Source organism: Bacillus sanguinis, assembly GCF_018332475.1.
Taxonomy (GTDB): domain Bacteria; phylum Bacillota; class Bacilli; order Bacillales; family Bacillaceae_G; genus Bacillus_A; species Bacillus_A sanguinis.
Map to the genome: position 1 here is coordinate 1 of NZ_BOQB01000534.1, position 2,404 is coordinate 2,404.

Below are 2,404 nucleotides of genomic sequence, written 5' to 3' on the forward strand. Positions count from 1 at the left end.
GCGTAACATTGCCATTGCAATGCGATACATCTTCACTTTTTCTGTATGTATTAGCGTCATAAACGCTTCATGATCACCTTTTTTCGCTAAAGAAACATCCGTTTCTTCTTTTACAATCATTTTATATAAAGGGATTACTTTCACAATTGCTCCTCCTGTTTCATCCTCACTTCAAGTTTAACTTTACATGTATTAGACGGATGAGCCTAGAAAAAGGTTCATTTTTTCGAATATTCCCATAAAAAAAGGTAAACATTCTTCATGTTTACCTTTACTCAGATGTAATTCTAAGGAAGTATCCATCTAGATCGACAACTTTAAATCGCCTCATCTCCCAGGGATAAGTTTGAATTTCTTCTTTTATCGTGTATCGCTTCTCTTTACAACGTTCATATACTTCTTCAATTCGATTGAAAACAATAATTACTTCAAAGCCATTCCCCTTCATTTCTTTTCGATTGTAAAAATAGTGATTTTCACTCAAAGTTGAATCATTAGCTAGTAATAGAGAAAACAGGTCGTGATTAAAATGTGCTGCATGCATACTTCTTTTATACAACTTTAAACCAATTACTTCTTCATAGAACAATAATGACTTTTCGATATCATTTACATATAGCTTCACCCGGAACAAATGATTCATTCGTTTCCTCCTCATCAAAAAAAAGCCCACTTTCTCAGTGGACTTTCTACTTTACAAAGGTAAATCCCTCTTTCTAAACACTACAATTGCTACGATGAAAATACAAAGCGCTCCAGCAGTTAAACCTATACTCAATGGCCATATATTGTACGTCCCCTCAGCAATTTCTTTCGGACGAAATAGCGTAAATAATGATATATTTCTCATCCACTCTAACTTATCACTTAATTTACCTACCATATCCGTTACGAAAAATAAAATTGTTAAACTTGCTGAGTAGCTAAGTGCCTTTCTTTCGTCATTACATATACAAGAAAAGAAAAATGAATAAGCACTAACGACTAAAAATATGAGTCCTCCGACTACGTTTATCTTCAGGAATAATTCTTTATTTAAATTATTATCTTCTAAAAACCATTCTGCACCTACTATACCCGCTACATACGTAACAGCTATAATAATTAGTAGTCCCAATATAAGAATAGATGCTTGCGTGATTGCAATTTGTACTCTAGATACAGGCGTTGCGAGCAAATATGCCATCGCTCCTTTATCTACATGACGAGCAATTAAATGCGTCGCAACCGTTACACAAAAAATTGTCAATATGATAATAAACAATAGACTATAATATTCGCCAGCTAAAAAATCCATTACATTTTGGATCGGACTTTCCATGCCAACAATTTTTTTCACGCTATCAGGCATAGCACTTATTAATTCATTTAACCCTTTCGCTGATACCATGGAAGGGAAGATCCAAATTAACAACCATAAATATAAGGCTGCACCAGTGGCATAACTCAAAATACTTTTTTTTGTTTCTTTCAAACTAGCTAAAAACAGTTGCTTATTCATGCTTTACCCCTTCTTTCTTATCGTAATAATGCATAAATAAATGTTCTAAATCCATTGCTCTTGTTTGAAGTGCCGTTACATTATAGTTAGAAAGTATTTGTAAAACAGTTTGATAGTTTCCTTGTACGATAATCGATACTTCTCTACCTTTCACCGCTTCAAATTGTAAATTACATTGTGTAAGAGATTCAATTTCTTCTTGCGACGATACGGTTACATCTATTACTTGTCGTCTCTTGCTTTGTAAATCATGAATATTTTCAACTGTTACAAGGCGGCCATCTTTAATTATAGCCACTCTGTCACAAGTTCTCTCAATCTCAGTAAAAATGTGTGATGACATAAGGATTGTTTTCCCTCTTTGCTTTTCCTCTACTATTAAATCTATAAATACTTGCTGCATAAGCGGATCGAGTCCTGATGTCGGTTCATCCAAAATTAACACTTCTGGATCATGCATAAAAGCAGCAACAATTCCTACTTTTTGCTTCATTCCTTTAGACATTTTTCGAATCGGTGTTTTCACATCAAATTGTAGACGTTCTATGAGTTCATCTCGTTTTTTCGTATCCTTTAAGCCACGCATTCCTTGCATTAACTTTAAAAACTCTAATCCGTTCATTCCTTCAATAAAAGAAATTTCACCCGGCAAATAACCGACTTCCCTTTGAATTTTCGCTGCTTCATTCCAACAATCTAATCCAAAAATTGAAGATTTTCCAGATGTCGGTTTTATAAATCCCATTAAATTACGAATCGTTGTGGATTTACCGGCACCATTCGGTCCTAAGTAACCAAATACTTCTCCTTCTTTTACATCAAATGTAATATGAAACAAGCCTTTTCCATTTGAAAACTGTTTTGTAACATCTTGAACTGAAATCATAATTCCACCTCATTTTT

Annotated in this window: 3 protein-coding genes and 1 pseudogene; all 4 read right to left on the reverse strand. The window is 33.9% G+C overall.

Annotation, left to right across the window (positions count from 1 at the left end; translation table 11 throughout):
* Positions 1-144 (reverse strand): annotated as a pseudogene (locus KI369_RS28290) (sigma-70 family RNA polymerase sigma factor); the annotation flags it as partial.
* Between the two features lie 127 nt (positions 145-271).
* The gene (locus tag KI369_RS28295; RefSeq protein WP_212958966.1) at positions 272-643 is read right to left on the reverse strand and encodes a VOC family protein; all 372 of its coding nucleotides are present in this window, start codon (positions 641-643) and stop codon (positions 272-274) included.
* A gap of 51 nt (positions 644-694) precedes the next feature.
* Positions 695-1,501 (reverse strand): ABC transporter permease subunit, encoded by an 807-nt coding sequence (locus KI369_RS28300; RefSeq protein ID WP_212958967.1) that lies wholly within the window; start codon positions 1,499-1,501, stop codon positions 695-697.
* Positions 1,494-2,387, reverse strand: coding sequence for an ABC transporter ATP-binding protein (locus tag KI369_RS28305; RefSeq protein WP_212958968.1), 894 nt, complete (start codon positions 2,385-2,387; stop codon positions 1,494-1,496). The genes KI369_RS28300 and KI369_RS28305 overlap by 8 nt, the downstream gene beginning before the upstream one ends.
* Between the last annotated feature and the right edge of the window lie 17 nt (positions 2,388-2,404).